This window comes from Streptomyces tateyamensis, from assembly GCF_003205575.1.
GTDB lineage: Bacteria > Actinomycetota > Actinomycetes > Streptomycetales > Streptomycetaceae > Kitasatospora > Kitasatospora tateyamensis.
In genome coordinates this window covers 1-448 of the sequence record NZ_PYBW01000254.1, presented here as the reverse complement: position 1 = coordinate 448, position 448 = coordinate 1, and the positions used below count along the sequence as shown (strand labels likewise).

The 448-nt window shown below is 69.4% G+C and carries 1 protein-coding gene; it reads left to right on the top strand.

Annotated elements, in window-relative coordinates; genetic code table 11:
- Positions 1-412 (top strand): RNA-guided endonuclease InsQ/TnpB family protein (locus C7C46_RS33200; protein WP_146259325.1); only part of this gene is annotated, 412 nt, incomplete at its 5' end.
- Positions 413-448 lie beyond the last annotated feature (36 nt).

Below are 448 nucleotides of genomic sequence, written 5' to 3'. Positions count from 1 at the left end.
AGCGCGGGTCCCTCACTACGACTGCCTCGCGCGCGTGCAGCTGCAGCTCCGCAACATGGTCAAGGCCGTCGCGCCGAAGCCAGACCCCGACAAGCCCGGCTCTTTCCTGCCCAACGGGGCTGCCGCGAAGACCGGACTCAACCGCTCGATCTCGGATGCCGGTTGGGGGGTGTTCCTGACGATCCTGCGCGCCAAGGCTGAGAGCGCCGGACGGGAAGTGATCGCCGTGGACCCCCGCAACACCTCCCGCACCTGCCCGCGCCCCGAATGCGGGCACGTCGCCAAGGAGAACCGGCCCAACCAGGAGACTTTCCACTGCGTTAGCTGCGGCCACCAGGCGCACGCTGACACGGTGGGAGCCACCAACGTTCTACGGGCCGGGCTGGTCCGTCGCCAGGCCAACGCGGCCTAGCGAGAAGCCCCGGCGTTTACGCCGGGGAGGAGTCAC